The sequence below is a fragment of the Rummeliibacillus stabekisii genome (assembly GCF_007988965.1).
GTDB lineage: Bacteria > Bacillota > Bacilli > Bacillales_A > Planococcaceae > Rummeliibacillus > Rummeliibacillus stabekisii.
Genome location: NZ_BJVD01000015.1, coordinates 12,005 through 36,674 on the forward strand (window position 1 = coordinate 12,005; position 24,670 = coordinate 36,674).

The 24,670-nt window shown below is 36.4% G+C and carries 26 protein-coding genes; 21 read left to right on the forward strand and 5 right to left on the reverse strand.

Annotated features, from left to right (window positions below; all coding sequences use genetic code 11):
• The first annotated feature begins 77 nt into the window (after positions 1–77).
• The 6 genes from RST01_RS15320 to RST01_RS15345 all read left to right on the forward strand — a co-directional run bounded on the left by RST01_RS15320 (position 78) and on the right by RST01_RS15345 (position 5,691).
• The gene (locus tag RST01_RS15320) at positions 78–722 is read left to right on the forward strand and encodes an SIMPL domain-containing protein (protein WP_147198171.1); all 645 of its coding nucleotides are present in this window, start codon (positions 78–80) and stop codon (positions 720–722) included.
• A gap of 112 nt (positions 723–834) precedes the next feature.
• Entirely contained in the window at positions 835–2,115 is a 1,281-nt protein-coding gene (locus tag RST01_RS15325) for a M48 family metallopeptidase (RefSeq protein WP_147198173.1), read from the forward strand.
• 122 nt (positions 2,116–2,237) lie between these two features.
• Entirely contained in the window at positions 2,238–2,858 is a 621-nt protein-coding gene (locus RST01_RS15330) for an NAD(P)-dependent oxidoreductase (RefSeq protein WP_147198175.1), read from the forward strand.
• A gap of 23 nt (positions 2,859–2,881) precedes the next feature.
• Positions 2,882–3,616, forward strand: coding sequence for a hypothetical protein (locus tag RST01_RS15335; RefSeq protein ID WP_147198177.1), 735 nt, complete (start codon positions 2,882–2,884; stop codon positions 3,614–3,616).
• Entirely contained in the window at positions 3,616–4,311 is a 696-nt protein-coding gene (locus tag RST01_RS15340; RefSeq protein ID WP_147198179.1) for a hypothetical protein, read from the forward strand. The genes RST01_RS15335 and RST01_RS15340 overlap by 1 nt, the downstream gene beginning before the upstream one ends.
• 93 nt (positions 4,312–4,404) lie before the next feature.
• Positions 4,405–5,691: a hypothetical protein gene (locus RST01_RS15345; protein WP_147198180.1), complete on the forward strand. Its 1,287-nt coding sequence runs from the start codon at positions 4,405–4,407 to the stop codon at positions 5,689–5,691.
• 26 nt (positions 5,692–5,717) lie between these two features.
• Here the strand turns inward: RST01_RS15345 and RST01_RS15350 are convergent, their stop codons facing one another.
• The gene (locus RST01_RS15350; RefSeq protein WP_147198182.1) at positions 5,718–6,914 is read right to left on the reverse strand and encodes an alanyl-tRNA editing protein; all 1,197 of its coding nucleotides are present in this window, start codon (positions 6,912–6,914) and stop codon (positions 5,718–5,720) included.
• Positions 6,915–6,994: 80 nt separating this feature from the next.
• Here RST01_RS15350 and RST01_RS15355 point away from each other — a divergent pair, with 80 nt between their 5' ends.
• The 3 genes from RST01_RS15355 (at position 6,995) to RST01_RS15365 (ending at position 8,853) form a co-directional block, all read left to right on the forward strand.
• Positions 6,995–7,285, forward strand: coding sequence for a DUF6509 family protein (locus RST01_RS15355; protein ID WP_184117619.1), 291 nt, complete (start codon positions 6,995–6,997; stop codon positions 7,283–7,285).
• 269 nt (positions 7,286–7,554) lie between these two features.
• Positions 7,555–8,202, forward strand: a complete 648-nt coding sequence (locus RST01_RS15360; RefSeq protein ID WP_147198184.1) for a FusB/FusC family EF-G-binding protein — start codon at positions 7,555–7,557, stop codon at positions 8,200–8,202.
• Between the two features lie 36 nt (positions 8,203–8,238).
• The gene (locus RST01_RS15365; RefSeq protein WP_147198186.1) at positions 8,239–8,853 is read left to right on the forward strand and encodes a PH domain-containing protein; all 615 of its coding nucleotides are present in this window, start codon (positions 8,239–8,241) and stop codon (positions 8,851–8,853) included.
• Between the two features lie 188 nt (positions 8,854–9,041).
• Here the strand turns inward: RST01_RS15365 and RST01_RS15370 are convergent, their stop codons facing one another.
• Entirely contained in the window at positions 9,042–9,524 is a 483-nt protein-coding gene (locus RST01_RS15370) for a SepA family multidrug efflux transporter (RefSeq protein ID WP_066791376.1), read from the reverse strand.
• Between the two features lie 414 nt (positions 9,525–9,938).
• Here RST01_RS15370 and RST01_RS15375 point away from each other — a divergent pair, with 414 nt between their 5' ends.
• Positions 9,939–10,208, forward strand: a complete 270-nt coding sequence (locus RST01_RS15375) for a hypothetical protein (RefSeq protein WP_147198188.1) — start codon at positions 9,939–9,941, stop codon at positions 10,206–10,208.
• A 93-nt stretch (positions 10,209–10,301) separates the two neighbouring features.
• The gene (locus RST01_RS15380; protein ID WP_147198190.1) at positions 10,302–10,880 is read left to right on the forward strand and encodes a biotin transporter BioY; all 579 of its coding nucleotides are present in this window, start codon (positions 10,302–10,304) and stop codon (positions 10,878–10,880) included.
• A 41-nt stretch (positions 10,881–10,921) separates the two neighbouring features.
• On the opposite strand, the gene RST01_RS15385 is transcribed toward RST01_RS15380, so the two are convergent.
• A complete protein-coding gene (locus tag RST01_RS15385; RefSeq protein ID WP_147198192.1) occupies positions 10,922–12,121 on the reverse strand; it encodes a class I SAM-dependent rRNA methyltransferase in 1,200 nt (399 codons plus the stop codon).
• A 373-nt stretch (positions 12,122–12,494) separates the two neighbouring features.
• Between RST01_RS15385 and RST01_RS15390 the strand changes: the two genes are divergently transcribed.
• Both RST01_RS15390 and RST01_RS15395 read left to right on the forward strand, forming a co-directional pair.
• On the forward strand, positions 12,495–13,250 hold the full coding sequence (locus RST01_RS15390; protein WP_184117618.1) for a C40 family peptidase: 756 nt from the start codon (positions 12,495–12,497) through the stop codon (positions 13,248–13,250).
• Between the two features lie 148 nt (positions 13,251–13,398).
• Positions 13,399–14,265 (forward strand): SDR family oxidoreductase, encoded by an 867-nt coding sequence (locus tag RST01_RS15395; RefSeq protein WP_147198196.1) that lies wholly within the window; start codon positions 13,399–13,401, stop codon positions 14,263–14,265.
• A gap of 56 nt (positions 14,266–14,321) precedes the next feature.
• Here RST01_RS15395 and RST01_RS15400 read toward each other — a convergent pair whose 3' ends face one another.
• Positions 14,322–14,660, reverse strand: a complete 339-nt coding sequence (locus RST01_RS15400; protein ID WP_147198198.1) for a heme oxygenase — start codon at positions 14,658–14,660, stop codon at positions 14,322–14,324.
• Between the two features lie 311 nt (positions 14,661–14,971).
• Here RST01_RS15400 and RST01_RS15405 point away from each other — a divergent pair, with 311 nt between their 5' ends.
• The 7 genes from RST01_RS15405 (at position 14,972) to RST01_RS15435 (ending at position 22,324) form a co-directional block, all read left to right on the forward strand.
• Positions 14,972–16,534 carry a sensor domain-containing diguanylate cyclase gene (locus RST01_RS15405; protein ID WP_147198200.1) on the forward strand — a complete coding sequence of 521 codons (1,563 nt, stop codon included), beginning with the start codon at positions 14,972–14,974 and terminating at the stop codon, positions 16,532–16,534.
• A 179-nt stretch (positions 16,535–16,713) separates the two neighbouring features.
• Entirely contained in the window at positions 16,714–16,884 is a 171-nt protein-coding gene (locus tag RST01_RS15410) for an asparagine synthase (RefSeq protein WP_066792051.1), read from the forward strand.
• A 71-nt stretch (positions 16,885–16,955) separates the two neighbouring features.
• Positions 16,956–17,279, forward strand: a complete 324-nt coding sequence (locus RST01_RS15415; protein ID WP_066791389.1) for a DUF378 domain-containing protein — start codon at positions 16,956–16,958, stop codon at positions 17,277–17,279.
• A gap of 144 nt (positions 17,280–17,423) precedes the next feature.
• Positions 17,424–18,119 carry an ABC transporter ATP-binding protein gene (locus RST01_RS15420; protein ID WP_147198202.1) on the forward strand — a complete coding sequence of 232 codons (696 nt, stop codon included), beginning with the start codon at positions 17,424–17,426 and terminating at the stop codon, positions 18,117–18,119.
• Positions 18,109–19,413 carry an ABC transporter permease gene (locus RST01_RS15425; RefSeq protein ID WP_147198204.1) on the forward strand — a complete coding sequence of 435 codons (1,305 nt, stop codon included), beginning with the start codon at positions 18,109–18,111 and terminating at the stop codon, positions 19,411–19,413. The genes RST01_RS15420 and RST01_RS15425 overlap by 11 nt, the downstream gene beginning before the upstream one ends.
• A 322-nt stretch (positions 19,414–19,735) precedes the next feature.
• Entirely contained in the window at positions 19,736–21,154 is a 1,419-nt protein-coding gene (locus tag RST01_RS15430) for a spore germination protein (RefSeq protein ID WP_147198205.1), read from the forward strand.
• A 78-nt stretch (positions 21,155–21,232) separates the two neighbouring features.
• Positions 21,233–22,324: a Ger(x)C family spore germination protein gene (locus tag RST01_RS15435; protein ID WP_147198207.1), complete on the forward strand. Its 1,092-nt coding sequence runs from the start codon at positions 21,233–21,235 to the stop codon at positions 22,322–22,324.
• 47 nt (positions 22,325–22,371) lie between these two features.
• Here RST01_RS15435 and RST01_RS15440 read toward each other — a convergent pair whose 3' ends face one another.
• On the reverse strand, positions 22,372–23,403 hold the full coding sequence (locus RST01_RS15440; RefSeq protein ID WP_147198208.1) for an NAD(P)/FAD-dependent oxidoreductase: 1,032 nt from the start codon (positions 23,401–23,403) through the stop codon (positions 22,372–22,374).
• A 221-nt stretch (positions 23,404–23,624) separates the two neighbouring features.
• Between RST01_RS15440 and RST01_RS15445 the strand changes: the two genes are divergently transcribed.
• The gene (locus RST01_RS15445; RefSeq protein ID WP_147198210.1) at positions 23,625–24,668 is read left to right on the forward strand and encodes an iron-siderophore ABC transporter substrate-binding protein; all 1,044 of its coding nucleotides are present in this window, start codon (positions 23,625–23,627) and stop codon (positions 24,666–24,668) included.
• The last annotated feature ends 2 nt before the right edge of the window (positions 24,669–24,670 follow it).

The following is a 24,670-nucleotide window of genomic DNA, read 5'->3' on the forward strand; positions in this document are numbered from 1 at the left end:
CATGCAGTGACAAGTTAGTGAAGAAAAAAGCATAAGATGAATTATAATCGGATAAACATGATGAAAGGTGGAATCCCTTGTATTATCAAAATATGTATCATATGCCTACTTCACCACGCTTAATTACAGTAACTGGGTTTGGCGAGGTAGCAGCAGCCCCTAATTATGTGAAACTGCAGGTGGAAGTGATTACAAAAGCGCAGGAAGCAAGAAAAGCCCAAAGAGAAAATGCGGTGCTGATGAATCAAGTGATTCAATCATTGCTGTCTTTAGGTATCCAGCAAGAAGATATGCAAACAGCTTCTTATCGTATCTCTCCCAATTATGATTTTATTGATGGAAATCAGCTATTTAGAGGCTTTGAGGTATCCAATGCGTTATCTGTAAATGTAAGAGAGATGGAAAAAGTAGCGCTTGTCATTGATACTGCAGTAAAAAATGGAGCAAATAGTGTTTCTGGCATTGTTTTTAAACTAGATGATGCAGAGAAATACAATCATCAAGCCCTACAACTGGCTCTTCTGAATGCTCGGCGAAAGGCAAAAGCCATTGCGGCGACGATGAATGTACATATATCTTCTGAACCTATAGAAATAGAAGAAATACAAGCGTTTGAGCAGCCTCTATATAGTAGAGCAACCTTAGCTAATGAGACAAACACACCGATAGAAGCAGGCCTTATTTCTGTTAGTGCAGCTTTGAAAGTCACATTTCTTTATTAATATCAGTGGAGGCCAATTCTAGATGAATTTCTCCAATTATATTCAAGATTTTATATGATCATCTCCCGCCTAGCGCGGGGAAATTAACCAAGGTGAGATTGGCGGCGATTAAATGAGGAAGAAATTTTTGTTTTTCACCCTTTTGTTTTATGGCATATATGCAGCTTGTATGTATGTTTATATTTTTCACATGGGCACTGGCCAAATTCCCGCAAGTTTAAAGGGTTCTGTAGCGGATCCCGCAGTATTTATGTCGAAGCATGAACTTTTACTAAGCGAAGAGTACTCAAAGATTCGAAATTACCTCTTCTTTGTCGTAACACCATTTGAGTGGATTATCTATTTATTTATTTTGATTGCAGGGTTATCTCGTCTATTCGAAAAGTGGGCTATTTCCAAGGCAAAATCAACTGTTTTTCGAACAGCTATTTATGTATTCTGGCTAAATTTCATTTCGTATGTGCTCCTTCTGCCTATCCGGTATTATAGCTATCATCTAAGCATGGAATACGGCATTAGCAATCAAAAATTGTTTTCATGGCTTAAAGAAGGTTGGATTGATTTTGGGGTCAACTATATTATGTCTGCGATTGTGATGGCAACCATTTATTGGCTCATGCAAAAAAGCTTAAAAAACTGGTGGCTGTATACATGGCTGCTCTCTATACCTTTCACCATTTTCATTATGTTCGTTCAGCCGGTTGTCATTGATCCGCTCTACAATGATTTTTACCCGCTACAAAATAAAGAGTTAGAAACCAAAATATTAACATTAGCCGAAAAAGCAAATATTCCAGCAGACCATGTGTATGAAGTGAATATGGCAGAAAAAACAAATGCGATGAATGCGTATGTGACTGGGATAGGCAATAACTCTCGAATTGTTTTATGGGATACGACATTAAATAATTTAACGGACCGTGAGATTCTCTTCATTATGGCGCATGAAATGGGACATTATGTGGAGAAGCATATCTACTATGGCGTGGCAGGCTATATTCTTTTGATGCTGATTGGGCTCTTTTTAACTGCCAAAATAATGAACTGGTCAGTTAGACATTACGGCTCTGTTTTACGAGTGAAAAAAGTTAGCAATATCAGCTCTATGCCTCTGTTTTTATTGATTACATCCTTCTTGTTATTTGTTTCGAGTCCAGTATCGAATATTGTATCGAGGTATCAAGAAGAAAGAGCAGACCAATATGCGATTGCCTTAACGGGTGACCATGAAGCAGCTGTATCATCATTCCAGAAACTGACGAAAGCAGGCTTAAGTGAAGTAAATCCGCCTCGTTTAATCAAGTGGTTCCGTTATACGCATCCGCCTATGCTTGAACGAATTTATACTGTATACGACAAAAGCCAAAATTCAAATGAAGGAAATAATAAATAATCCATTGAATAAGCTGCAAATTGAGCAAAAGCTTCATGCTCGTTTGCAGCTTATTTTTGGAAGAATTTATAAAATAATCATGTTAGAATAGTGGGAGAATAGAGGAAGGAGAATTACCCAATATGAAATTAGCAATTTTTGGAGCTACCGGCCGAGTGGGCAGTGAAGTAACAAGTCTTGCACTAAAAGATGGACATGAAGTCATTGCTCTTGTTCGCGAACCGGAGAATATAAAAGAAACAAAGGGTCTAACTGTTATAAAAGGAAATGTATTTGAAAAAGAAGATATAGAAAAAGTTTTTACACATAAAATTGATGGAGTTATCAGTGCTCTTGGGACAGACCGTACGACTACCCTTACAGCAGGAATAGCCAATATCATATTGGCGATGGAAAAGGCGGCTGTAAAAAGGATTGTTACCATCGGGACAGCGGGCATTTTAGATAGCCGGGTAGTGCCTGGACAGTATCGCTTTCAATCAGGCGAGTCAAGACAAAAAGCCACTTTTGCAGCAGAAGAACATCTAAAGGTATACCAAATGTTAAAAGAGACCACTCTTGCTTGGACAATCGCTTGCCCCACTTATTTACCAGACGGCATTGCAGAAGGGCATTACCGAGTAGAAAAAAATGTATTACCGATAGATGGTATGAAGATATCTGTGGGGGATACAGCCCAATTTGCATATGAAGAATGTTTGAACGAACATTTTATTCAAGCTCGGGTAGGACTTGCTTATTAAATGTATAGAAACGGGGGGATTGGATGTTAACTGATGATATAGCACATCGAGGGGAAGTAAAAGAACTATTTACTATAAAAGTAGAATCGCATATCCGTGCTTTCTTTCACCTTATTTTAATTGAGTTGGTATTTATATGTTTAACAATAGGTAATGGAACGATTGCGGATAGCGATTCAGTAGGCAATCTAAATATCACATTTATTTTTTCTATGCCAGTTATTGCTTATGTCTTCAGCCTGTTTTGGATTTTTGCTATTTCTTTAAAGATGCCTAGTAATGAAGTAATAAATACATCAGCGAAAGGTTTTAGTGTTCGTGCTCATTTATTGGCTGACTTTTTATTGCTGTTGGTGATCAGCCTGACAATCGGTCTTACCATGCTGTTGTCCAATTATCTAGAGATCATGCTAGTAGATTTACTTAAACAAGATTCTATTGTTATGGGCTATACCATTTGGAACGCGCCGTCAGTATTTCTTGCTAACTTTCTTACTATGTCAATTGTAGCCTTTTCTGTAGGGTGCTTGGGTTACGCTCTACATGCACTCTATCATGCATCTCTCCCGTTATTCATTCTTTTGGTGGCTATAGTTCTTTTACCAATCAATTATTATATAGATTCACTTTATGGATTTCTTAGAAACGGCATTTTTTCACAGGAAGCATTATTATTTAATCTACCCTTTTTAGGCTTATCACTTCTTTGTATAGGGCTTGTTTATTTGATGAGAAATAAGCAGGAGGTGAAAGGATAATGGGGCTAATTGTCGCGTGTATCTTTATACTAATAGGAATTCTGCTTATTACTTTGATGCGTAGGCTAATTAATATTGAAAGCATTCGGAAGATTAAACTGATTATAGCTATATATGCTATTTTATTGCTGGTTGCTACAATTTATGTTGGTGTGTTTAAGCCAGATGTAGTGCCAATGACTAAACAAGAAAAAAATACAATTGTGAAAGAGAATACGGATTTTCTAGAGCGTGCAGAGAATGGACAATTGAAAGGTAAAGAAGAAACTTTCTTTGTAAAGACATTCACAACTGATGTGCCCAATAATAAACTGTTTATCACATCTAATACAGTTAGTGATATAGGTCAAATCATTATTTATATGAATAAAGTTAATACAGAAAAACGTGTAGTAGAAGGCACAGTCTATCATACAAATGCGTATTATTTATCATTACAATTAAATGAAAGTCAGCCATTTGTAAAAGTGGATGGAAAAACACCAAGCACAATTACGATTCACGGGGCGAGAGAAATAGATAAGAGATTTAGAGTTGCAACAGATACTATGCCACTCTTCCCATTTAATCCACCTTATTTCAAAGGTTACAGCAAGAGTTATAGTTTGATTCTTCCAGGGTATACAATAATAGATTTAAAGGTACCTAGAGGAGTAAAAGTAAAAGATTTCAATAAATTAATTGTTCAAAAATGACTGCCAATTGTAAAAGTACATTTTCCGTAAGCCTATGATAGAATAGGTGTAACATTATTGGCTATTATATGGCTTAAAGGAGTTTGATCGGCAATGAGAGAACTAGATGATAGGCCTTTACCGCTCAACATCTCTCAAGAAGAGATCACAACTGAGAGGATCAAGAATTTAAGAAAACAGTATATAGATGATGGATACAAGCGTTGGCCGAACCATTTCTCAGCAAATAAGCGCATGCACTTGCAAGCACTTACAAAGGAAGAAATTGAATCAGTTGGATTACCAAAAGAGATCTTTTGGAAAATGGTAGAGTTCAATGTCAGTGCTAAAGGTGGCTTAAGCTTTGAGAGAATTGCAGCTATTGGCGAGCGTATAGACTTTTTGGCATCCGAATATTGTACATATAGAGAACGTATTGCAAGAGATTTTTCGGGTGAGGAAGAAATAAAGCAGTTAGAGTTGCTTGAAGATATTTGGAGCAGGGGATTAGAGCGGCTAATTAATGCTTATACAGAAACAGTGGGAGATTTCTTCGAACGAAATGGAGCTGTGGGCGAAAAAGAATATATGCGCCATTCCATCATGGTTATCTACCAGCAGAAAGTGGATCAGTATAAGGAGTTTCTAGAACAAAATCCTGATTATGCTCAGCTGAAAGGCTCGCAGGATGCATGGCTTGAAAGAGATTCCTATTTTATGGGGGATTTGCTGCGTCTTCTTTTCACGGGGGTTAAAATGCAAGCGCAATTGGCTATTTCAGCTAATGGTTACCAAGTAATCGACTTAGCTGCGGCAGGAGCCTTTTATCAATCTGCAAAGAAATGGCTGATTAATCAAAAATCGACTGCTGTCAGTGAAGAGCAATTAGGGGTAGAGCTAGGTTTCTTAGCAATGAAGCTAGTGGTGTTGCTTCAAACAGAAGAGATATCTGCATCCTTAAAGGAGAAATTAAAAGGGGTGTATGATTCATTTGTAGATTATAAAATTGAAGATCTCAATAAGCGGCAAGAAGAGGCAAAACACGGCCCTTATTCTATACAATCACATAGCTATAGCAAATTAGATGCAGAGATTATTCATTATTGGCTAAGACAAATGCGCTTCTCTATTCAACAGGGGAACGTGGAAAAGATTTTTCTAGAAATTATACCGCTTGCATACGAGGAATTCCAAAAGAAAACAGTGGAAAAAAGTGAGCTTGAACGGTACCAGCAGCCAAATGATTGGGATGATTTCTTTTCTGATGCAGAGCATATCACTTATCCAGCAGGTAAGCCGGATGACTTCCATTACAATACTATGATGATAGATTGGAATATATTTATTGAAAAAATCGCCAATCAGCCATCCTTCATGGTGATGAATGACAAAAGACTGTAGAAGATTGTTCTACAGTCTTTTTTGTCTTATTTATTTAAAGCCTCTACCATTTTACTTAGTAACTCATTAGGAGAAAGACCTGTTTTGCCCCCGCCTTGCACAAATGTATCATTGCCTCCGCCATTGCCATCGATTACAGAGAAAACGGCATTGGATACATCCTTCATGCTGACTTGGTCAGTATCTTTTCCCTTTGCTGCAACAAATTGGACCTGCTCTCTATCCTTTGAAACAAATAGTATAGTGGTTGCTGGAGTCAGTTTTACAATGGAACGCGCTAGTTGCTGTAATTCCTGTATGGAACGGTTAACGAATGCTTTTTTGATTATGGAATCTGTAGGGGTTTCCATAGCCAATTCTTTTGCTTCATATGAAAGAAGCTGTTTCTCCGCCTGGGTACACTTTTTCTCTAAAGATTTTTGAGTATCAAGCAACTTTTGTACAGCACCAGCTGTTTCCTTTTCGGGAGCATTGGCCAATTTCGCTGCCTTCGATAACTCCTTTTTTCTCCAACCTAGTTCGTGTACAACGCGCATACCGCAAACAAAATGGACACGGGTCTTATTTTTTTGTTTCTCAGTTGATAGAATTTTGATAGCTTGTACACCGCCAGTTGTGATAGGGTGAGTACCACCGCAGCCATTATAATCAAACTCCGGTATGATGACGAGTCGGATTTCACCCGTTACCTGAATTGCTTTACGTAAAGGATATTTAGAAAGCTCTTCTTCTGTGATCCACTTTGTCTCAATTTGGCGATTATCTAGGATTATGTCATTTGCCCTTTTTTCAACGGCTTGGAGCTCTTCTTCCGTTAGTTCTGAGGTATCAAGGTCAATCGTTACAGTCTCCTGTCCAAGATGGAAGCTGACTGTTTGATAATTAAATAACTCTACAAAGGATGCGGTGAGAATGTGTTGACCCGCATGTTGCTGCATATGATCAAATCGGCGTTCCCAATCTAACTTGCCGTGCACTGTTTTTGTATCTTCCGGCAAGAAAGAAAGAACATAATGCCGAATATCTCCATCTACTTTTTCTACATCCACCACTTCTACATCATTTAAATAACCTGTATCATGCGGCTGGCCGCCACCTGTAGGGTAGAAAGCAGTATTGTCTAAGACAATATATTTTCTCCCGTCTTCGGCTATTGCTTGTTTAAGTATACTTGCTTCAAATTCCTTCATCATCACATCTTGATAATAAATTAGCTCTTTCATGATGTACGCGCCCCTTTGCTTTACATATTTTCGATTTCCTATATTATAAAATAATGAAAGCTTTAAAAGGAGCGATATGATTGGACATATTAGCATACACAATGGAAGAAATCGTGGACCCTACACACATTATTGAAGGTGAACGATACGAGTTTTTGCTGGATATAGAGATAGATGAAGAAGACGAACTCTATAGAGAGGGCGGGCTTGAGATACGAGTAATTATCTCCAAAAAAAATGATGAGATTGCCATTGCCAATTACTTCTTAATTGCAAAAGCAGATGCTTCAGTATTAGACTTTGCTTTAGAAGAAGATGAAGAAGCGATGATTTTAGCATTTTGTAAAGAGCGTATTCTTTTAGGAGAATAAGGGATTACATTCACTCTTCATTACACCAGATTAGCACTCAAGGAATTCTGAGTGCTTTTTTTGTTTGCGTTTGATAGCAAATTGTTTTTCCAAAATGTAGATGTTAGTATAGAGATAACTTGATTTTTAGGAGGCATCCAAAATGTCTGCATTCAACTGTAATGCATGCTCTATACTATTCTTTTGCTAAAGAAATGGAGCACTGTTAATGCAATGAATCATTTCTTTAGGTAGCTCATTTAAAAACCTATTTAATGGAGTGATTTCGAATGGAAAAAACAATAAAATCTTTCTTATCAGTAGCAAATTTTCATCTAATTGAGCAGCAACTGAATAAACTATTAAACGCCTATACAACAACAAAAGATAAAAATGTACTTCAAGCTGTAAAAGGACTCGTGGAAAATGAAATTTTCAATGCAATTGATCCATCTGAAGAACAAACAAAGCTAATTGAACCGTTATACACAATTACAGAACGCCAACAAGGCGATTCGTTTTTGCAAAGCCTAAAGCCTTATGTCATTCCTTTTTACCAAATCTCAACAGCAGAGCTAAAAAAACTTTTTAGAAAAGAGAAGAAACTAAAGCTACCAAACCTAGAAGATTTGGACTTTCAGCATATTTGCTATTTGAATTGGGATGATACCCAAACGCATCGCAAATATATTGTTATAGAAGATGAAGGTAATCTGAAAGCTTTAAAAGGGACGATGAGCACCAAAGTAACAAAAGGGGTTTGTTCTATCTGCAACCATCATGGTGAGGTGAGTCTGTTTACTACCAAAACGAAGGGGCAGACAGCTGAGACGTTCACTAAATATAGCAATTATATTTGTATAAATGGGGAGCAGTGCAATCACAATATATCGGATCACGCTAAATTGCTTGAATTTTTCACACGCATTTCAGAGTAGTCTATCTAACGGAATAGAGAATAGGAGGGGTTCAAGATGTTCAAAAAACTAGCATCAGATGCATTAGGATTATCAGATATTGGCATGGTGATAGCAAAAGAAGATTTTGATAAAACGGAATCCGATGATTTTGTCTTGCATGAAGCTGGAGAAGTTATCTATTATTTAATCAAAACGAAGGCAGATGAGTACTGCTTCACTAATTATAGTTTGATCCATGTAGATGGCGATTCAGCAATCAGCAAAAAGCGGCTCTTAAAGAGATATGATTATGAACACTCACATATCTCAAATGTAATGTTAGAAACAGCAGGAACAATAGATTTAGATATAGAGATTAAATTTACTATGAACAACGAGCCATTTTCGATTGATATTCACAAAAAGTTCGATACAGAGATTAAAGATCTTTATAAGGCATTACATGCTATTTCCCAAGAAATGATTCATAATCAAAAAAAATATGAAATAGCAGAAAGTAGCTTATCACTGGCAGCACAGGCAATCGGTAAGATGAACACGCAAGAAGGTACGCCTGCACAGGCCTTTGAACAAATCACACAATTCGCGAATGACTGGATGCTTAAAAGCAAGAAACAATTCGTCAAGAAGGATTATAGCGAAGTCTTTGAAATGTATATTAACAATTAATAAAACAAGCCCTTTTCTTTTGAAAAGGGCTTGTTTTTTGAGAAATAAAAAAAGGGTCAAGGTTTTCACCAAGACCCAAAACTAGGTTTATACTCACACGAAAGTTCAACTCTTCAAAAAAGAACTGAACTTAAAGGATTTTATCATACTATTATATATATATCAAGGTTTATTTGAGGGTGAAGTTGCTAGCTATTTACCTTTTTTTCTTTAGGCGTCTCATGATTAAATACACTCGTCACAAGGTAGATGAGAAGAAAGAGAATTAACGAACCCTTCCATGTAATCTGTACATGTTGAAAGCTAGGTATGATTACCTTTTTGAAAATAGTTAAACTCAACAAGAATTGAATGATTGTGCTCATAGTACTAATAGGAAATGCCAGCTTCAGGTTGCTACCGGCAATGATCATTAGACTTATTAAATCTAGAATAATAACCATCGCAATAATCAAAATTAGTAACCATTCAAAGTAAAAGAAATTTTGATAACCTTTTTCGAATAACTCCATGCTTGCCAAGTTAAACTTAGCCAATATATTAAATAAACCAAAAAACCCAAAGTATGGTAGAGTAATGGCCAATAGTAGCAGTACGGCCATGATGGCAATTAATAGACATAACGCAGGCCAACCAGAGACATGGATTTTAATTTTCTTATTTCTAAACATAAAAATCCTTTCTTTAACTCAATCATTTCTTTTATTACCTATCTCTATTATAAAACAGTAGTACCTACATTGCACATGAACAGTCTAAGGAATAAAAATTGAAAGAATAAATATTAGCAATAGATAGTAATCATTAGATGGAAGTAAAATTGGATAATTTAGAAAGTAACTACATTTAGAAACTTTATATTTTCTCAAAGGAAAATTTATTCAAGAGATAGAAATCTAGATATAACGGAAAGTATTTTCGTTTCAAAGCACAGCCATTTTATAGAGTAGTGGAAGATGGCGACTCCTGCGGGAATAGCTTGAGCTGAAAGCACCGCAAGAACGAAGTGATGAGGAGATTGAAGCCAAGCCCGCGGAAAGCGCCATCTGGAGCGGAGCTATAATTGTCAAAAGGAGCTATGACGCATGATAGAAAAATATGAAGTGGAAGTAATACTTGATGTTTACAGAGGTGAGCAAGAGGATCTAGAAAATATAGTCGTTGAGATGAAAGCCTATCAAAAAGAATATGAGAATGATTTGGTTACTGTTCTTGAAATAAAAGAGTTACCCATTATCCAAACGGATAAAAGGCAATATATCATTATTCTTCAGGTTGAAAGGGATACAAATAATTTGGGTCGAATATATGAAAGTGAAGAAGAGAAGTTATTTGGTTTTGATGAGGAAGAATAAAAAATTGTCGAATTCCTAAAAAAATAGTTTTATTTCTCTTGATTTATGTTAACCTATAAATATATTTGGTTAACAAAGGGGAGAAAGAACAAAATGACAACAAATGTTACAAATGTAAAAGGTAGATTTTCGGCACGAGAGATCGCTTATTGTGGCTTATTTGCAACTTTAATGATGATTGGCGCAAACGTGTCTTCCTTCCTCGTAATAGGAGGCGTACCCATCACAATGCAAACCTTCTTTGCTATTTTAGCAGGTTTAGTATTAGGTAGCCGTTTGGGTACTGTTTCTATGCTGGTTTATACGTTGCTAGGTTTAGTAGGGGCACCAGTGTTTGCAAAGTTTAGTGGTGGTTTTTCGGTTATTTTGAGCCCAACGTTTGGATTTATCGTAACATTTATAATGGTTGCTTACATAATAGGAAAGATGGTAGAACATAGCCGGACAAAGACAATGTATTTGGCAGCTGCTTTAGTAGGACTAGTAATCAATTATGTATTTGGTACAACATGGATGTACTATGCCTACAAATTGTGGGCACAAGCCCCAGAAGGATTTACTTATAAAATGGCATGGCTTTGGATGCTGCCGCCGTTGCCAAAGGATATTATCCTTTCCATTTTTGCAGGCCTCTTTGCTTTAAGACTACGCAAAGTCATTAAAATTGATTAATATAAGAAAAAAGCTGCTGTATAAAAAACAGCAGCTTTTTTTTATTTGCTTAATTTTTTTATAAAGACAACCTTTAAATAATTGAATTCGGGGAATTCACGAGTTGCTCTGAAGTCTTTTGGTAGACCATATTGTTCAACAATCTTGTACTTAGTGTTTGTATCTTTAAATGCTTGGTCGATAAATGTTTTAAACTTTTTCATACCGAAACTTGCATTATTTGTGGATGCCACAATAATACCGTTTTTTTCTGTGATTTGGATGGCGTCAGCCAATAATTTGGGATAGTCCTTAGCTGTTGAGAAGGTCATCTTTTTATTACGCGCGAAGCTTGGAGGATCTAGTACTACTAAATCAAACTTTAATTCGTGACGCGCTGCATATTTAAAGTATTGGAAAACATCCATTACCTTCATGTCCTGTGCTTCATAATCAATACCATTTACGCTAAATTGTTCAATCGTTTTTGGTAGGCTACGTTTAGCAAGGTCAACACTTGTTGTTTTCACTGCACCACCTAAAGCAGCCGCCACTGAAAATGCGCCAGTATAAGAGAATGTATTGAGCATATTTGTATCTTGTGCATAATGATCACGTATAGCTTCTCGCACATCTCGTTGATCCAAGAAAATACCCGTCATTGCTCCATCATTCAAGTCCACGGCAAAGTTCATGCCATTTTCTTTAATAATAATAGGGAAATCACCTTCAGTCCCCATCACAAAATCGTCTTGTTCCATGTACTGGCCTTTTGTATCAAATCGTTTTTTCTCGTAAACACCTTTAAAGTCCACTAATTCCTTTAGCGCATTATAGATAGATTCTTTAAATGAATAAATTCCTTCGCTATACCAGCTCGCTACATAGTAGCCATCGTAATAGTCAATCGTTAAGCCACCAATGCCGTCTCCTTCACCATTTACCACGCGGAAAGCTGTTGTATTTGAATCATTGTAAAAGTTTTCGCGTAGCGAAAGAGCCTTTTCCAGTCTTTTTTTGAAGAATTCGTCGTCAATCGTTTCGTGTTCTTTTGTTGTGAATACCCAGCCAATCCCTTTATTTTGGTTGCCATAATAGCCTGTTCCGACATAGCGGTTATGCTGATCAACTAGGCGTATTAAATCACCTTCATCTTGTAGTACATCTTTATTTAGGATTGCGTCTTTTAGAATAAGGGGATAGCCCTTTTTTAAATCGTTTACATATTTGGGGTCTACTCGCAATGTTTGTATTGTAGTCATTTCGTCATCCTTCAACATTATTTTATCTCAAGCCAGCGCTATAGTAACAAGCATGAAAATAGCAACTGCTTTTACAGTATGAGGTTACACCCATTATCTCATGTTATGCACTAAAAGCGAAATTCTTTATAAAATTGGATGTTAAAAATAACTCGGTACCGTTTATGTCAGCAGCTTTTAAAGTATTAAAAAAATATCAAAAACCTCCCCTTTTGTATTATTTGTAATAAAAAGTAATCACCTTGTAACTGGAATGTAGTTGTTTATCCGTTTGAAATTGCCTAATATGGAGAACGTGAGCTAACAAGAAAACAACATGAACCGTTTAAATAGATCAAATAATAATCAAAAGAACGATGGAGGAATAACATACATGAATAAAAAAGTATTTAAAGTGATTACAGCTGGCACATTAACTTTATCATTAGGCATTGGTGCATTATTCGGAACATCCTCTGATGAAATGGCACAAGCCAAGACTGTTGCAACTAATCACACTTCAGGCATTACAGCTGTTTCAAGTGCTAAAGCTGTTAAAGTTTCTACAACATTCAAAGCAAAAGCTAAACTTAATATGAGAAAAGATACATCTGCAAAAGCAAAAAGAATTATTACATTGAAAAAAGGCGCAGTAGTAAAAGCATCTTATAGAAAAACTGTTAAGAAGAAAAAATGGTACAAAGTAACATACAAAGGCAAAAAAGGCTGGATTGCTGAAACATATATTAAAAAATATACAAAAACTAAAAAGGTATCAAATGCTGTAAAAGGTAATAAACTTATTAGCGTGGGAAGCCAGTATCTTGGTGTTCCGTATGTATGGGGCGGCTCAACACCATCAGGCTTTGATTGCTCAGGTTTTACATCTTATGTATATAAAAAAGCAGGATATGGCAGCTTACCGCATAACACAGGTTCACAACGCGCTGCCACTAAAAAAGTAAGTACCCCAGATGTAGGAGATTTAATCTTCTTTGGTGCAACACCAGGAAGTACAAAGATTACACATGTTGGTATCTATGCAGGCAATAAACGTGTATTGCATGCTGCAGGAAATAAAGTTCAATATCAAAGTGTAGCAAGCGGAAGCTATTGGGCTCCACGCATCATTGGATACGGATCTTTATAAGAAGAAGATAATAATAATACGGCCAAACACTTCTAGTTTAGAAGCGTTTGGCCGTTTTTATATTTATTGAGTGTATATTTTCTTATGTTTATTTTTAAACAGAGATGGCTATGGTTTGAATGTAAAAACGATAAGGAGGAGATATAAAATGAACATTAATGAACAACAAAAAGGCGGACAACCAGGTCAAACACAAGAACATCAACCTGGCGTTGAATCAAAAATGAATCCTCTACCAATTCAACCAATGGATTATGTAGGAAGCGGTAAGTTGAAAGATCGTGTGGCAATTATTACAGGTGGAGATTCAGGAATCGGCCGAGCTGTAGCAGTTGCTTATGCTAAAGAAGGTGCCAATATCGTCATTAATTATTTAGATGAAGATGGTGATGCTGAAGAAACGAAAAAAATGATAGAAGACGAAAATGTAAAATGTCTATTAATCCAAGGTGATATTTCACAAGAGGAAACCTGTAAAAAACTGATCAATGACACATTAAAAGAGTTTAACAAAATTGATATTGTCGTAAGCAATGCAGCTGTTCAATATCCGGTGGACAGCATTACAGATATCACAACAGAACAATGGAAAAAAACATTTGCTGTCAATATGGATCCATTATTCTATTTAAGCAAATTTGCAGTGCCTCATTTAAAAGAAGGAAGCTCTATTATCGCAACCACTTCTATTAATCCTTACAAAGGCAACAAACAATTAATCGACTATACATCAACTAAGGGTGCAATAGTGGGCTTTGTACGAAGCCTTGCACAAAATGTCGTTGGCCAAGGGATCCGTGTAAATATGGTTGCACCAGGACCAATCTGGACTCCTCTTATTCCATCATCCTTTGATGAAAAAGCAGTAGAGCAATTTGGTACTGAATCACTGATGAAGCGTCCAGGTCAACCACGTGAACTTGTAGGTGCATATGTGTTACTTGCATCAGATGATGCTTCCTACATGACTGGCCAGTGCATCCATGTAAATGGCGGAGAAATTATGCATTCTTAAACCTTAATAGAAAAAAGCTCTTGCGAACAGTATTTCTGTACGCAAGAGCTTTTTTATTAGGCTTGTGTTGAAGCTTCAATGCGAGAAACGATTTCCGCTACAACAATTTGGCTTCCAAGCATTGGTGATTCTTTTGGACCTTCATTTGAATCAGCAGCTGGGCGTTTATGTGCTTGTTTAAATGCATCGCTTTCACGCCATTTTTTAAAGCCATCAAGGTTTTCCCAGTACATGTTGACGCTCATTTCATCATAATCTTCAAAGTCTTTGCTAACAGCTACTTCCACTTTTATAAAGCCTTCAAATGATTGTAATGCTCCAGGGCGAGTAAAGTTCGGCGCCATTTTCTCTGCAAATCCTTTTTTCACTTTGATACGGTTTGTTACTACGTACATCGTTCCATCGCTCCTTTGGATAAAATTTCTTTTCTTTAAAAGCGTATATCACTAGAGGTTCGAATGCAAATAAGAGACTTTATTTCTCCTAGTAGGATTGTCTCAAAATATTTCAACAGCTATGACGAAGAGCAAATTTGATATTTGTAAAAAAGGTTAACAAATCATTTTAATTCCCAAAATACCTATTTACTGACAGTGATATTTCCTATTCTTCGTTCTTAATAAGCATATAAAGCAATCCAATATTCATGTATAATCTGCTAATGGTATAACCTTTCAAATTTTTAAAAAATGAGTGAGTAAATCATATGAGAAAAAAATATTTGAAGCTGCAGCATTTAATTATAGGTGTTGCAATATTAGCATTCGCCTTAACAATCGGCAGCAGTCTTTTTAGTAGCTATCGAATGAATAAACAAACGCTAATGGATAATACGCTAGAAACGAATAGAGTATATGCAGAGAAGTTGGCAACGACTGCTAATAACTACTTAAATGAAACATTACAAACGTTAACATATAATACTAATATTCTCGCAACCTATATAAATGATGAAAAGCGTCTATTAGAAGAGGCAGACCGGCTTAAAATGCAAACCAATACATTTAACTCTGTTTCTATTATTGATAAGAAGGGGGAAATTATTGCTACATCTCCCCAATCTCTCAACTTGAAGGGCAGAATGGCTGATTTACCTGCAGTAAAAAAGGCTTTAAAAGAACAAGAGCCAATGGTTTCTGACCCTTTCAAGGGCCTAACCCAAAAGGAACTGATATTTATATCAGCCCCTATATTCTCTAATAACGGAAAATATCTGGGATTAGTAGGTGGCACTATCTATCTTGAGGAAAGTAATATTCTATATGAATTACTGGGCAATCATTTTTATAACGATGGTTCATATGTCTATGTAGTAGACCGTGGTGGTCGGATTATTTATCATCAAGATCACTCTCGTATTAATGAAGTTATAAAAAATAATTCAGTCATACAAAAAATTATGAGTCGGGAACCAAATGGAGCGCAACGTGTCATCAATTCAAAGGGTAAAGATATGCTGGCAGGCTATGCAATTGTCGGAAATGCGGGCTGGGGAGTCGTGGCACAAAGGCCGACGGACATATCCTTGGAGCCAGCAGTAACGATGGTTAAACAAATGTTGTACGTCGCATTTCCACTTCTTATTGTGACATTGGTTATTATCATTTGGGCAGCACTCAAAATATCTAAACCACTACAGCGCCTAGCAGAGCTAGCAGAGAACAGTATGCAAAAGGATGAGTCTAAGAACTTGTCTGATGTGAAAGCATGGTATTACGAGGTAAGGCAATTAAAGACGGCCTTAATTCAAAGTCTGAGCTTTTTACATCAACAAGTGACGTTCTTTATGGATCAATCAACAACAGATCCACTGACAGGGCTGACAAATCGCAGGACGCTTGATGTGAAGTTAAAGGAATTTACTACCGAGAAGATTCCATTTTCTCTCGTCATTATGGATATTGACCATTTTAAAGCTGTAAACGATACCTATGGACACAATGTAGGTGATGAAGTAATACAATTCTTAGCATCTCAAATCCGATCAGTTGCACGGCCATCAGATATTTGCTGTAGATACGGGGGCGAAGAATTTATCATGGTTTTGCCATACACCAATAATCAACAAGCCTTTGATATAGCAGAAAACTTGCGCAGAGAATTAGAAGCAACCAATAGTCCAACAGGAGAGCCAATTACCATTTCAGCGGGCATTGCTGAATATAATCATGCAGACATGTCTCCTTCCATGTTAATTGGGAAAGCAGACGAATGTTTATACCAGGCGAAAAAACAAGGAAGAAATCAGATAGTCATTGCTTCAAGCTAAGAATATTACTTAAAAAAACTGTATTTGAACTCCATTTATTTGGCGTTCATTTGCAGTTTTTTTATTAGGTTGGACATTGTCTTGTAAAAAAATACTTCTCTTCAGTTGTAGTATTAAATATGTCTGAATGCAAAAGATAACAAGGAATCTTAATCATTTGGGGAGGCGTTTTTATGGCGATGGATCGAGAAGGATTAATTCCTACCGTGCTTGGAACGGCAGTTACGATTACAGGTATGTCACTTCGCAATAATAAAGCTTTAAAGCCGATTTATAGAGGGTCGATCATTGGCTTTGGCCTTGCGCATGTGGTCTTAGGCGCCATAGACTTAGTCGAACATAGACGATAAAGATTCAATGGTGGGGTGGCTTTTTTGTCATCCCACTCGCTTTTCATTCTACAGCAGGGGAGGTGTTCAGGATGAAGACGATTTTGCGTATTGCCTTAGTACTAACAATTGTCGGTGCTATCAACTGGGGACTTATTGGTTTCTTTAGATTCGATTTGGTTGCTTCCTTATTTGGCGGGCAATTAGCGCCTATTTCTCGAGTAGTTTATGCACTTGTTGGCTTAAGTGGATTAGCATGTCTTACGCTTTTATTCATGCCTATCGGTGATGAAGCGGAAGAGACAATGGGAAGCGGACAAAGGAACTTCGACTATTCAACTGAGTTTGGGGAAGAAGAAGACTTTTCTAGATATCGGAATAAAGATGACGACAGAGATAAAGAAAATAAAGAATAACTCCTTATTAGAAGCCATTTTTATGGCTTCTTTTTTCATACATTCTAAATAAACTTAAGAAAATCTTCATTTTCTTCCTACCTTTTTATTAAGAAAGTGGATATATACTGGAAAATAGAGTGAAAGGATAGGGAGGACGCGATTTTGATTCAATTACAGCATATTAGTCACACTTTTAAAATTGGAAAGAAAGGAAATGAAAGAGGGGTTCCTGTATTAAAGGATATCTCATTTAATATTAATGATGGAGAGATTATCTCTATTGTGGGCAAAAGTGGCTCAGGGAAATCCACATTATTAAATGTCATAGCAGGTTTTTTAAAACCAGAAACAGGCTCTATTCATATGAATGGAAAGGAAACAACCAATTTTACCGAAGCGGAACACGCAAAATTCCGTATGGTGAATACAGGATTCATCTTTCAAAACTTTCAGCTGATGCCAGGATTGACGGCTAAGGAGAATATAGAGCTTCCACTCAAAATCAAAGGAGTTCCTAAGCAATCAAGAAAGCAACATGTACAAGAAATTTTACAGAAGGTAGAGCTAGAAAAAGTAGCAGACCACTACCCAAATGAACTTTCAGGTGGTCAACAGCAAAGAGTTTGTATAGCGCGTGCCCTGGTGACAAATCCACCGATTATACTCGCGGACGAACCTACAGGCAGCCTTGACTCAGAGACGGAACAAGAAATTTTACAGCTAATTAAACAATTAAACGTACAAATGGGCATCACCTTTGTCATTATTACTCATGACGAAGAAGTGGCTACGATTGCCAATAGAACATTCCGCATGCACGACGGAGTATTAAAGGAGGTAGAGACCGTTGCTATTTAAAGACCAAATAGATTTTGTTAGGCAGCATGTCAAGAAAAACCGGATGCGCATTTTTACAACCGTATTAGCAACTACAATGGGCTGTGCATTTTTGATTGTACTCGCTTCGATTGCTTTTGGTTTACAGGGAACCATGAAGGAAGAGATTCTATCCGATAGCGCTGTTACAAAAATTGAAGTGTATTCAAATGATGAAGAAAAGTTAGATGAAAAAGCGATTAGGAGCATACCTAATGTACAAGCAATTGTGAATAAATCAAATATCCAAGCCTCTGCATTTCCTACTGTAAAGTTTGAGAACAGGAGTGGCAACAGCGAGATTAGCTTCAGTAATTTTGAACAAGCCAAGAAAGCAAAATTAAAATTGTCTCAAGGTACATATCCTTCAAAAAAGAATGAAGTTATTGTAGGGTACAACTTAGGGCAAAATTTATTAACGAAACAAGAATTAAAAGCGATGGAAAAAGAAGATGACACCACAAAAGAAAAGGAAAATAAGAGAGGGCTACAACAATCACTGTTAGGAAAAGAAATTACAGTTGCATTCCAAACAGAGGATGACAAAAAAACCAAAACACGTAACTATAAAGTAGTAGGTATTGGCGAAAAGCCAGTGAAAGAATGGTTAACAGATTCAACTATCCAAATGGATGAAGCAATGAAGCCAATCGTTCTCCGTGATTATAATAAGGTGGCTGATCAGAAGTTGAAAGAAAAAGACTTCTATTACGTAAGCCATGCAGTCTATGCAACAGATCTTGAAGCGGTAAAAGGTATTCTTAAAAAACTTAAATCTATGCACTTATCTGTTTACTCTGTCACAGAGCAATTAGATCAACTCAACGTATTTTTCTTAGCCTTAAAAATAGGTCTCATTTTTGTAGGAACAATTGCAGTATTGATTGCTTCCATTGGAATATATAATACGATGACAATGGCTGTAACCGAACGTATAAGAGAAATCGGTGTAATGAAAGCTATTGGAGCGGGACCAAGGCTAGTTCAGCGATTGTTTGTGATGGAAAGTGCCTATATAGGGATCTTAGGGACGGTGCTTGCCATTTTGATATCTTATATAATTAGTTTTGCCTCCAATCTTCTCTTACCAAAGATTTTAGAAGCTGTGATGCCTGAAAGTGGTATTGGCGAGTTAGGTATTCGCTTTTCAACAATACCATGGGAATTGGTACTAATTGCATCTGCAATTAGCATTGGGGTAGCAATTCTGAGTGGCTGGCGCCCAGCTCGAAAGGCAACTAAAATTGATGTTATTCAAGCACTTCGACAAGATTAAAGTCAAGTTCTGTTTTATCGAAAAATTAGTATGGCATTATTATGTTGGCCATATCTAAGTATATTACACAAATAGAAGAAGGCTCTCAGAAGGATACTCCATCTGTTAGCCTTTTTCTTATGCTTTTCTTAGCTTTACAAAAAGATTAAAATCGAAGCTCTTGGATAAAACAGTGAAAATGAAAGTGCGTTTATAAACTAGCAATGAGTTATTTTGTTTGAAATATAATTTTACGTTCCATACTAATTAAAGTAGGAATGTTAAGGAAATCGTAAGTTTTTTCAGACTCATAAAAAGAAAAGAAAAATAACGGAGGAATGAAATGCTCCAGCTAGAATCAATGGTTGAAAAATTGAAAGCCACTTTTTATAATTCGGTTGATTTTGTAGCAAGAGAGATCTCGTTCCCGACTGATCAATATGCTATTCTCTGCTACTATAGCTCGATGGTCAATGCAAAAGATGTACAAGACATAGTGAACGTGTTGAAAGTGCAAACAACTTTTAATGAAAAAGATTGGGATGCAACGACAGCCAGCCAAAAAGAAAATTATAACCTTGAAAAATTGGTTGAATATGTATGCCAAGGATATACGGTGCTACTTTTATTAAATTCTCAACAAATGATTAGATTCACCATGCCAAATTTGCCTCACCGTTCTCCGGATGAACCGACAAATGAAGCCATCTTACGAGGTGCCCATGAAGGGTTTGTAGAAGATATAGACGTGAATTTGGGGCTCATTCGAAAAAGAATGCGAGTACCTGATTTAATTGTAAAAAAAATAACCGTTGGAACGGAAAACAAAGCAGAGGTATATTATTTCTATTTAGCACGTTTTGCAAATCAGAATAACCTCGCTGATTTAGAGCGAAAGCTTGAAAAAATGAAAGAGAAAGCGAATGGTTTATATGCATCAGGGCAATTGAATGATTTCATTGAGGATTCCCCGTATTCACCGTTCCCCCAAATTATGAATACCGAAAGACCAGACAGAATATTTGCTAATCTCACCGAGGGAAAAATTGTTCTAATGACTGATTATTCACCAACCGCTTTTGTAGCACCTGTTACATTATTTTCATTTTACCAATCACCTGATGATTTTAATAGTCGAGTCATAGTAGGGTCATTTTATAGAATGGTGCGGGTCGTTAGCTTCCTTACAGCTGTATATTTGCCTGCCTTTTATATTGCGATAGTTAGCTTTCATTATGAGATCCTACCCATCGAATTAAGCAAGAAACTTCAATTAGATATTAGTGAAATCCCCTTTCATCCGCTAGTTGAGGCATTAATAGTTGAAATCATTATTGAGCTGATTCGAGAGGCTAGTGTCCGGTTACCAAAGTCTTTAGTTCAGACTATTGGCATTGTCGGCGGTTTAGTTGTAGGAGATGTCATTGTTAGTGCAGGCTTAGTATCCAATATGGTGGTAATCGTAGTAGCATTAACGGCAATTTCTAGCTATGTTGTACCATCAGTTGAACTAAATACGTCAATACGCGTATTGCGTTTTCCTTTTATGTTTGCAGCTTCATTATTTGGCTTTTTCGGTATAGTGATTGGACTACTGCTGTTAAATATACATTTATGTAACTTGAATTCTTTAAAATCCCCTTATTTCTTCCCGCTTGTTCCATTTACACCTAATAAAATGGGGCAAATTTTATTCCGTGGAAAGCATACGAAGTCGACTGCGCAACCAAGCAGTTTTGATCCTGAAGGAAAGAAGATATAAATTTTCTTGCAATTTAATTATATATTTTGAAATTATTGCCCATGCCACAGTAGTTATTATTAAAGGAGGGAAAACAAAATGCATAAAATGATTTTTTTTCTCCTTATCGGCTCTTTATTCCTTAGCGGATGTTGGGATCAACGATTGTATAAAGAACTCTCTGTTATTTCTGTAGTAGGTATAGATGGATACATCGGAGATATAAGAGGATACTATGCGTACCCTAGTTCAAGTAGTGACCCTACTAAATATATAGTGCTTGAGGGCGTAGGTAAAACACTGAGAGAAGCAAGAATTAATGCCAATAAAAAAACCGAGCAAACGATGGATACTGCTGAGCTGACTACTGTATTAGTTAGTGAAGAATCAGCAAAGAAAGATTTATATGATCTGTTAGATGTTTATTATCGATCAGCTCAAAATCCCATGACCGCTAAGGTTGTGATAACAGAGGGCTCGACAAAAGACTTTTTGGAGTTAAAAGAAAGTTTTCCGAAAGAGATTGGAGAGTACTATTTAGACTTTATAGAGAGCTTTGAACAAGCGACAATATATCCTACAACTAGTTTACAACTTGCTGCTACGGGCATGTTTAGCGAAGGAAGGGACCTCGGCTTACCATATCTAAAAACCAGTGGTGAAAAAAAGCTTCCTGAAGCTGAAGGAATGGCCTTGTTTAATGAAAAAAAATACACTGGTGTGCATCTTTCATTAAGAGAATCCACTTTTGCTACATTATTAGGTTTTGGAAAATCAAAAATCGTTGAATTAGCTTACTTAGTGGATAAAAATGAAAGAAAAACTTCGGTTGGATTTAATGTCATCAACTTTAAGAAAAAAATGAAAATAACACAGAATGGAGATCAAATAAAGGTTCAGTATAAGGTGGACATGCCAATAATCATGACGGAATATCCGCCAGACAACTTAGATCGAAGAAAGAGAAGAGAAAAAGTAGAGAAGTTTATTGAAGGCAGAGTAGAAAAAGACATAGCTAGGATGTTTAAAAAATGCCAAGAAGTATCTTCTGATGTAGTCGGAATCGGAGAAGAAATTAGAGCCTATCATCCGCAGTTATGGAAAGAGGGCAAATGGAAAGAAGTTTATAAAGATATTAAAATAGAAGCAAAGGTAAATGTGGATATTGTTCGTAGTGGGAGTATTCGATAATTTGAATAAGGAGTTGCCATTATGGTGAATGGAACTCCTTGTGAATTTTAGGCATGAATTTCTGCTAGTAGTTGTTGATTTTTTTCATGGAATTTTTCATTGTGAGAAGAAACCATTGCATAGCTGTTAGCTTCAGGCTCGATATATTTTTTAACGCTATTAACAGCTAGTACCGCATCATTGAACGTACCAACGAGCAAATACACTTTATCGTCGTAGGAAACAATATCGCCCACAGCAAAAATTCCCGGTGTCGTTGTTTTGCATTGACCGATGCTTTCAAATAGCTGATTATCATTACGTTTTGGAGCAATCTTATTCTCGAAATCAAGTGAAACTTCATGATTATAGCCATGGCAAATTAATATATCGTCCATCATAATAGTTTGGATTTTCCCATTTTTCTTAATATCAACTGTTTCGATGGCAGTCTTTTGTGCATTCGCATTTAATGTTTGAATTTCAGTATTAAGTAAAATATCAACGCCATGATCTTTTAATTTTTTTATCTGTGATTCATGAGCCTTTAAATCATTACTCCGATAAATAACCGTCAATTTTTTAGCGATAGGGAGTAATTCGCAAGCCCAGTCGATAGCAGCATTTCCCCCACCAGAGATTAATAATTCTTTGTTGCGAAAGCGCTCCATGCCATTAATGGTATAGTGCAGATTAGTCATTTCATATTTTTCGGCACCATCAATCTCTAATTTAATCGGTTGGAATATTCCACCGCCAATCGCAATAATGACTGTTTTTGAATAATGTACTTCTCCTGAGTCTGTCATGATTGTAAAGATGTCATCTTTCTTTTCAATCCATTTCACTTTGGAATTCAGACATACAGTTGGCTCGAAAGTCATTGCTTGTTGAATTAAATTTTTTAAGAAGGCCTCACCTTGGATTGGTTGTTGCCCGCCAACATCCCAAAGCATCTTTTCTAAAAAAATATTCACTTTCCCGCCAAGCTGAGGATGGAATTCAATGATTTTCGTTTTTAAATCACGCATACCACTATAAAAGGCGCTATATAAACCTGCAGGGCCACCACCGACAATTGTTACATCATATAAATCCATGTTGTACACTCCTACTCGTTTAATCCGTACTTGTATAGTGATAATGATAATCCTTATCATTTATAAAAGCAAAAATAAATTTGCTTATCGGTGATTTTTATTTTATAAAGGGGTTTTTTAAAATGATCCTACCCATTTTTTATTGACAATTTAGAAATTGAAAGTTATATTTTAGTAGTGATAAAGATTCTCATTATCAATTATAAATAGGAGTGTAACTAATGAAAAAAATAACAAAAGTGATGCTATTCGCAATTATGTCCGTTTTAGTACTTGCATTAGCCGCTTGTTCAGGTGATTCTTCTAAAGATAAAACATCGAGTGATAAAAAGACTGAATCAGCAGGTAGTGGTTATCCGATTAAAATTCAACATGCATTCGGAACAACAACAATTGATAAAAAGCCTAAACGTGTTGCAACGATTGCATGGGCAAACCATGATGTCGCATTAGCATTAGGTGTTGTACCTGTTGGTTTTTCAGCAGCCAATTACGGTATTAAGGATAACAAAACAGGAATCTTACCTTGGACAAAAGAAAAATTGGACGAGCTAGGTGCTAAGAGCCCGAACGTTTATCAAGATACAGATGGTTTAGATTACGAAGCAATCGCTGATTCTAAACCAGATGTGATTTTAGCTGCATACTCAGGTATTACAAAAGAAGAGTATAATAAACTAAGCGAAATTGCTCCTGTAGTCGCTTATAAAGATCAACCATGGGTAACTTCATGGCGCGATCAAGTGAAATACGATTCAATGGGTATGGGAATGAAAAAAGAAGGCGAACAATTAGTTAAAGATACTGAAAAGTTAATTGCTGATACTGCTGCAAAATATCCGGATATTAAAGGTAAAAAAGCAGCTTTTGGTATGTTCAATACAACTGATTTATCAAAATTCTACATTTACACACCATCAGATCCACGTGGTGAGATGTTAGAAGAAGTAGGGATGGAGTATCCTGAAGGCTTGAAAAAACAAATGAAAGACAATAAGAGCTTCTATCTTGAATTAAGTGCTGAAAATGCGGATGTATTGAATGATACAGAATTACTAGTTATATACGGTAATAGTACAACATTAAAAACACTTCAAAAAGATCCTATTCTAGGTAAAGTTCCAGCCATTAAAAAAGGTAATGTTGTAGTAATTGAAGATAATACACCTTTAGCAGCAGCTGGCACACCAAGCCCATTATCAATTAAATATACAATTGATGACTATCTATCTAAAATCTCAGAAGTGGCAAAAAACATTAAATAGTA